Origin of the sequence: Aequorivita sp. CIP111184, assembly GCF_900489465.1 — a bacterium.
Classification (GTDB): Bacteria; Bacteroidota; Bacteroidia; order Flavobacteriales; family Flavobacteriaceae; genus Aequorivita.
In genome coordinates this window covers 52,380-59,789 of sequence record NZ_UEFQ01000017.1, presented here as the reverse complement: position 1 = coordinate 59,789, position 7,410 = coordinate 52,380, and the positions used below count along the sequence as shown (strand labels likewise).

Genomic DNA, 7,410 nt, shown 5'->3' with positions numbered 1-7,410 from the left:
GAAAAATACCACGGGGTCGATACTCTTCTGGCCGCTGTCGCCATAAAAGTCCCTTGTAAGTGCATATAAGTACTCTAGGTCCAGAGCCGACCGGAGCCGGCGGTAAAAATTGTGCGCTGGAACGCGCTCGCTCAAACGGAAAGCGTTGAAGAGCTTTTCTTGGTAGATCTTTTTTCCTTGCATACCATGAAATTAAGGAAAATTGCTAACTTGTGCAACAGGCACAATGTATAACCGCAATTACGGCGGATTCGACTGCGTCCGAATCCACGCGTAATTGTTAACGTCAGTTCTAAACCGATAAACCTCGTATATTTATCCGTAACTGCGGTTATACTAAACGTTACCCACAAGCTAAAGAAAATGAGTGCTTCAAAAGAAATTATAGCAAAACTATCAAAATTGAAAGCGGATAATTCTATATCAAGCTATCCTCACATTAAAAATATTCTCAAAAATCAACGAATTCCTATAGCTTACACTGAGCTGAAACCCTTCAAATTAATTAGATATAGAAGTCATAATGACTCTAATTTGGATAAGCTTTTTGAGAGTTCACAAGATTTATCATACAGAACAGATATATTAAATATTGATAAACTCGGACGTGCAAATGAATCTGGACAAGGACTGTTTTATTGCAACGATAACGAAAATCAAAAAACAGGAATTACAGAAATTGTATCCATATTCCGTGGAAACGAAAATAGTGAAGAAGAAGTTTTAACTATCGGTGCTTGGGACGTAAACGAGAATCTGACATTGGCAATGATACTTCCAAGCGAACAAATTATCGGTAATAATAAAGACTTTGATATGATGAAAGCTGATTTTAATCGCTTCGAAGAAAGTCCAGAATTTGAAGACTTAAAAATTTTTAATGAGTTTTTAGCAAATGAATTTACTCTTGATATAGAAAAACATAACTCTAATTATAAAATCTCTTGTGCATTTGCAATGTACATTAAAGAACAAATACCAGAGGTAGATGGAATTATGTATGCCAGTGTAAAATCTGAATATAAAGGTGTAAATATTGTACTATGGCCAGAAGTTGTTGATAAAAAGTTGGAATTTGTAGCAGCTCGAAAAACAGTCTTCAAAAGAACTGAAGGTAAAACATTTGTTGAGCAATTAATTAATGAAAGTATCAGCTACAACAAAGAAAAAGACAAAATCAACTGGGAAAAGCCAGTGGGTAACAACGTATATAAAACATAGCGCGAGTCGTTGCCAACACAAAGGTTCGGGCATTTTTAGGAAGTCGCCAAATTTTTAAATTTACTGTAGTTTATATTTAAAATTTTGGAAACAGTAATCCTTCGGTGGACAAATTTCCAAAAATAAAATAATTAGTAAAATTTAAAAATCAGGCTTGTGTTTCCCAGAAACCAATATCTCTGCTTCCTAGCGGTAAAAAATCTGAATCCAATACAAGTATGTTTTATTAAATTTATTTAACAATAATTGTTCAATTTGATTTATACCATCACCAAAGAAAATTAGTGCAGCACCTCATTATTCTTTCAAAATCCATTCAAGACATACAAATAATTTCACAAATATAGGAATGTGAAATAATAAAATAAATCCTTATATTTAGGAACATCCTTATTAAATTATATCAATATGGTATAAATACCGTTAAAATTTTTTCTTTTTAGATTAGTGTGATAGTTAAACAATCTGTAGTTTTAATATTAGATTTATAGAAATCTAGGCTCGCACTAAAAGTTCTCGAAATTGCTACACGCATATTTATTCATTAGCTTTTTTAATAACGAATTTTGAAGTTTCAACTTTTATGTTGCATCTCAAATAGTATAATCGTAAACTTAATAAGTTACAGTTATTAGTACGTAAAATTTAAACCGAATTTAAAAAATGACACAAGAAAAAATAAAATCTCTTCAACTCCTTGAAAGAAGAAAAAAAATCGTTGCAAATGGCGTTGGTGTTTTTAATACGGCAACAGTTGCACACGCCAAAGGAGCCATTATTACAGATGTAGACGGCAATGAACTCATTGATTTTGCAGGTGGTATAGGCGTTGTAAATGCTGGCCATTGTCCAGAACCGGTTGTTGCAGCAATTCGCGAACAAGCTGGAAAATATCTTCACACCAGTTTTAATGTTGTAACCTACGAGCCATATATTGAGTTATGTGAGGAGCTTGCAGAAATCCTTCCACATGGCGACCACACCAAAGTAATGCTAATAAGTACAGGCGCTGAAGCTGTAGAAAATGCCATAAAAATTGCAAGACAAGCAACAAAACGTCCTGCGGTTATTTGTTTTTCTGATGCCTATCACGGACGAACCATGATGGCAATGACCTTAACCAGCAAATTAACATATAAACCCGGTTGTGGTCCTTTTTCTCCCGAAGTTTATAGACTTCCTTTTCCAAATGTTTACAGATATAAGGGCAAGCAAGATGAAGATACTTATATAGACGAGCAATTAAGACTGTTACACGAAAGCGTATTAAACCTTGTTGACCCTGAAAGCCTTGCCGCAATTATTATTGAACCAATACAAGGTGAAGGTGGTTTTAATCCAGTTCCAAAAAAATATCTACAAGGTCTGCGTGACTTTTGTGATACTTATGGGGTTATGTTAATTCTTGATGAAGTACAAAGTGGTTTTTGCAGAACAGGCCATTGGGCAAGCTGGCAACATTATGGCATTACACCAGATATAAGTACATACGCCAAATCTATGGGCTCTGGATTACCTATTGCTGCTGTTGTTGGTAAGGCAGAAATTATGGACTCAGCTGCTCCAGGTTCTATTGGTGGCACTTACATCGGAAGTCCTGTTTGTTGTGCAGCTTCGTTGGCCACCATTAAATTTATGAAGGAAATTAATTTGAACGAAAAAGCTTTAGTTGTTGGAAAAACTATTATGGACCGACTGTATAAATTGAAGGAAGAATGTCCAGAAATTGGCGATGTTCGTGGCGTTGGTGCGATGATTGGTTTTGAATTTGTAAAAAACAATGACCCAACACAACCAGACGCCGATTTATGTTCGCAAATTGTTAAAGGTTGCTCAGACCTCGGATTAATTATGTTAAGTGCAGGGACACATAAAAATATTATCCGTATTTTATCTCCATTAGTTATTACTCCAGAACAATTAGATAAAGGAATGACAATTTTAGAAACAGTAATTAAAAAAGCCACCAATAAATAATAATATGAGACAATTCGCAATCGCAGGAATACAAATGAAAGTTTCAGCAGTCACTTCTAATGTAGAAATGATGAAGTTGAAAATAGACATTACAATGAATTTGTATCCTTGGATAGAAATGATAATGTTCAGTGAACTTTGTGCATTTGGACCATTAACGCATACCGCACAAGCTATTCCGAATGATTTTGAAAGGGAAATGCAGGCAAAAGCCAAGCAATATGGAATTTGGTTACTACCAGGTTCTATATTTGAAAAAAGTGAAGATAAAATTTACAATACTGCAAGTGTAATTAATCCGCAAGGCGAAGTTATAAAGCGTTACAGAAAAATGTTTCCATTTTATCCGTATGAAACTGGCGTAACTCCAGGAACGGAATATTGTGTTTTTGAAGTGCCAAACGTAGCGACTTTCGGCGTTTCTATCTGCTACGATATGTGGTTTCCAGAAACGGTTAGAACATTAGTTTCAATGGGTGCCGAAGTAATTATGCATCCAACATTATCTGGAACAATTGATAGAGAAATTGAATTGTCGATAGTGAGAGCAATGGCTTCCATCAATCAATGTTATTTCTTCGATATGAATGGACTGGATACTGGCGGTTGCGGCCGTTCCATAGTTTGTGGTCCAGACGGTCGTGTACTTCATCAATCTGAAGGTACAGAAGAAATTGTTCCATTGGAATTAAATATTGAAAGAGCAAAAAGAAGTCGTGAATTAGGAATACTAAGGCTTGGACAACCGCTAAAAAGTTTCCGAGACCATATTCATTCTGGTATTTTCAATATTTATCAACCAAATGTTGAAACGCCTTATCTAGATTCATTAGGACCATTAATTAAACCTACTCGATTAGACAAAATAGCAGAATTAACAATTAAGGAAAATCAGCTTGAACAAGAAGTAGCCACCACACACTATAAAGGCGACGGTACAATTTAAAACGAAAGATAAAATGGGAGGAACATCAGTAAATAAGAAGAAGTTAAAAGTTAAAGATTATGTTAGTTGGTTTGAAATTCCTGCGATTGATTTTAAACAGGCAGTAAATTTTTACAATGAAATTTTTGACATCGAAATGACACAAAATAGCACAGATGTTAATATGATGGCATTTTTTCCCGAAACATCAGGAATTGGAGGTGCTGTAATTGCAGGTCCAGGTTCCATACCTGCAGCAATTGGTCCATTGATCTATTTAAATGGTGGCGATGATCTTAATAATGTGCTGAATAAAGTTGAAAAGGCTGGCGGACGAATTATTATGACCAAAACTTTAATTAGTAAAGAAGACGGCTACTTTGCTATTTTTATCGATTCTCAGGGAAATAAATTAGCATTACATTCAAATAACTAAACAAACATGAAAAATAAAACAAAGAGTGCACCTTATTTTAATATTGGGCAACTCCGTGTTGATTTTTGGAATAAATTAAAAATTGAAACTTCTGAACTTACCCGTTGTAATAAAGGCTCTGCTAATGAAACAGCTCATAAAGAAAAAATTAAAGGGCTGATAAAAGATTTAAAAGGAGTTGAATGTTTTTTCGCTTCTCCAGGAAAAGAAAGACTGAACAGACTTGAAAAAGCATTTCTTAATAATGAATTTGCTTCGCTGTCTCATCTAGTATTAGCAACCACAAAACAACTTGTAGGAGACAACTATAAAAGCAATCCAGATTTTGTGGATTACGATGAAAATAGTATAGAAAGCGTAGAAGACCACGAACTTTATAATGGTGTTCGAAAAAATCATTTTGAAGTTTTATTTGTTGATAATATTTCAGAAAAAGAAGAAATTGTTTTAAAACAAAAATTAAATAGTTTACAAACGCCAGATGATTTGTTTAGCTATGGCGTGGTTGTTCAGCGTTCTTTTCAAGATGCCCTTATTTCCTTACTCTTCAACCATAATATTCAAGCGGTTGTAGTTCGCTTTGCAACACCTTACCGTTCGGTTATTATAAACCCCTTAATTAAACCTTATATTGAAGAAATTAATAAATATGATTTTTCTTCGAAGCAAGAAACAGATTTAGGACCACTTTTGGGAGAGGTTATCAAAAAGTTCAGACCTGAATTAGATATGTATTATGTAACCGATACTTCATTAGGTCATTTAAAAGATAGCACCATTAAAGGTTTTAAACGTATTTTTTATCAAACTGAAGATATACAGGAATTGCATTTAACAATTATGCGAGGCATTGATGAGCGGTACAATACACCTTTCTTTTCTGCACTTGTAGCGTACAGTAAAAAACCAACAGGCGTTTTTCACGCAATGCCGATTTCTAGAGGAAATTCTGTTTTTAAATCGAGATGGATTAATGATTTCGGTGAATTTTATGGACGTAATATGTTCTTAGCTGAAACTTCTTCTACAACTGGAGGTTTAGATTCATTATTACAACCAACTGGTCCAATTAAAAAATCGCAGGAAATGGCGAGTGACGCTTATGGCTCCTTAAACACCTATTTTGTTACAAACGGAACTTCAACCGCCAATAAAATTGTAATGCAAGCTTTAGTGCAGCCAAATGATGTTGTGCTAATTGATAGGGATTGTCATAAATCGCATCATTACGGTTTGGTCTTGGCAGGTGCATATCCTGTTTATTTGGACTCCTACCCTATTGAGGAATATTCGATGTATGGAGCTGTTCCATTAGAACAGATTAAAACTAAAATGCTTCAACTTAAAGATGCTGGAAGACTTGATAAAGTTAAAATGTTGCTTTTAACCAATTGTACTTTTGATGGTTTGGTTTATAATGTTGAACGTGTTATGGAAGAGGTTTTAGCAATAAAACCCGATATGATATTTTTATGGGATGAAGCTTGGTTCGCCTTTGCAGGTTTTGCCTACAATTATAAACAACGAACAGGAATGTTTGCAGCAAGAAAATTACATGAGAAATACAATTGTGAGGCATATAAAAAGAAATATAAAGAACATATTAAAGGATTAAAGGAAGATGAAATTGCTACTTTACCGAATCCCGATAAAGTTCGAATCCGTGTCTATTCCACACAAAGTACGCATAAAACGTTAAGTAGTTTCAGACAAGGTTCCATGATTCATATTTGGGATGAGGATTTTCGAAGAAAAACGGAAAATACTTTTCTTGAAGCATATATGACGCATACTTCTACTTCACCAAATTACCAAATGTTAGCATCTTTAGATATTGGAAGGAGACAAGTGCAATTAGAAGGATTTGAATTGGTTGAAAAAAGCATTGAAATGGCAATGGTTCTTAGAGCTAAAATAACTAACAATCCGCAATTAAGTAAATATTTTGATGTGCTTTCGGTTGGCGATTTTATACCAGATGGCTATAGAGAAACTGGACTCAACGAATATTACACAAAAGAGGATGGTTGGAATAGAATGGACGAAGCTTGGGAAAAAGATGAATTTGTTTTAGACCCAACAAAAATCACGTTATATATTGGAAAAACAGGTGTTGACGGCGATACATTCAAGAATAAATATTTGATGGACAAATTTAATATCCAAATAAACAAGACATCAAGAAATACAGTTCTGTTTATGACAAATATCGGGACTACCAGAGGAAGTGTAACTTATCTCATAAATGCACTTTTAAAAATTTCGGATGAATTGGATGACGAATACAAATCGTTGAATGATAAGGAAAAGGAAATCAGAGAGAAAAAGATTTATTCATTAACAAAAGAAGTTCCACCATTGCCTGATTTCAGTTATTTCCACGACTCATTTAGAGCCGTTCCCGGCGTTCCCGGAGGGAATTTACGTGAAGCTTTTTTCTTAGCGTATGATGAAGATAATTATGAATATGTGCCTTTAAATAATTGTTTATCAATTATTCAAAATGGACGAATATTAGTTGCATCAACATTTGTAATTCCGTATCCACCAGGATTTCCGGTTTTAGTACCAGGACAAGTAATTAGTGAAGAAATAATCAATTTTATGAATGCATTGGATGTAAGTGAAATACACGGATATAGAGCAGATTTAGGAATCAGGGTATTTAAGGAAAAAGTACTTGACCGTCATAAAGTAGTAACTTCAATGGGCGGAATGTCTATGGGGAAAGTGAAATGAAAATAGACTTTAGAACGCTGCGTTTTTAGACTTGAAACCTCAGAATTATTTAATAACAAGTTCAATATTTGGTAATTTTCATTAAAAACAATGAATATTTAGAAAATAAATA

At 34.2% G+C, this 7,410-nt stretch carries 5 protein-coding genes and 1 pseudogene; 5 read left to right on the top strand and 1 reads right to left on the bottom strand.

Features of this window, described 5'->3' with window-relative positions; genetic code table 11:
* Positions 1–183 (bottom strand): annotated as a pseudogene (locus AEQU1_RS07670) (IS1182 family transposase); the annotation flags it as partial.
* 180 nt (positions 184–363) lie between these two features.
* On the opposite strand from AEQU1_RS07670, the gene AEQU1_RS07665 reads away from it, so the two are divergent.
* From AEQU1_RS07665 to AEQU1_RS07645, 5 genes are all read left to right on the top strand, one after another.
* Complete coding sequence (locus tag AEQU1_RS07665) at positions 364–1,221, top strand: hypothetical protein (protein WP_111880130.1); 858 nt, start codon at positions 364–366, stop codon at positions 1,219–1,221.
* A gap of 663 nt (positions 1,222–1,884) precedes the next feature.
* The gene (locus AEQU1_RS07660) at positions 1,885–3,198 is read left to right on the top strand and encodes an aspartate aminotransferase family protein (protein ID WP_111880128.1); all 1,314 of its coding nucleotides are present in this window, start codon (positions 1,885–1,887) and stop codon (positions 3,196–3,198) included.
* Positions 3,199–3,202: 4 nt separating this feature from the next.
* The gene (locus AEQU1_RS07655) at positions 3,203–4,144 is read left to right on the top strand and encodes a carbon-nitrogen hydrolase family protein (protein WP_111880126.1); all 942 of its coding nucleotides are present in this window, start codon (positions 3,203–3,205) and stop codon (positions 4,142–4,144) included.
* A 13-nt stretch (positions 4,145–4,157) separates the two neighbouring features.
* Positions 4,158–4,559, top strand: coding sequence for a VOC family protein (locus tag AEQU1_RS07650; RefSeq protein ID WP_111880125.1), 402 nt, complete (start codon positions 4,158–4,160; stop codon positions 4,557–4,559).
* Between the two features lie 6 nt (positions 4,560–4,565).
* Positions 4,566–7,298, top strand: coding sequence for an aminotransferase class I/II-fold pyridoxal phosphate-dependent enzyme (locus AEQU1_RS07645; protein WP_111880123.1), 2,733 nt, complete (start codon positions 4,566–4,568; stop codon positions 7,296–7,298).
* Positions 7,299–7,410 lie beyond the last annotated feature (112 nt).